A 390-nucleotide genomic window follows, 5' to 3' on the forward strand; every position below is an offset into this window, starting at 1 on the left:
CCTGCGCCGCCTGGCGAGCGATATTCTGTTGCAAATAGTTGTTAGCGATGCTGTTCAGAATACGAGTAATCAACTGGGGATCATCACCAGTCATGGTAAGTTCCAGCATCCCGCTTTCTTTACTGCGTTCGCTAACGGTAAAGGTTTCCTGCAATGCGTTAATCGCTTCCAGTTCGGTACGCTGGCTCAGGACAAACTGTGTTCCTGGTTTGGCCTTAATGTCCGCGATAGTCAGCGCAACGCCATCTTTTTCCAGACGCTGGCCGACCATACCATTGACGGTGAACTCTTCACCTTCCAGTGTATAGTGGCCGTTTTCCCCAACCGTGAGTGTCAGTTGCTGATCCTGACCATTCAGTTGTGGAATATGCATCCAGCTGATCGCCAGCT

The 390-nt window shown here is 50.8% G+C and carries 1 protein-coding gene; it reads right to left on the reverse strand.

Annotated elements, in window-relative coordinates; translation table 11 throughout:
* Positions 1-390 (reverse strand): hypothetical protein (locus tag SxD43FB_RS24305; RefSeq protein ID WP_217988864.1); only part of this gene is annotated, 390 nt, incomplete at both ends.

Source organism: Sphingobium sp. D43FB, assembly GCF_002312805.1.
Classification (GTDB): Bacteria; Pseudomonadota; Alphaproteobacteria; order Sphingomonadales; family Sphingomonadaceae; genus Sphingobium.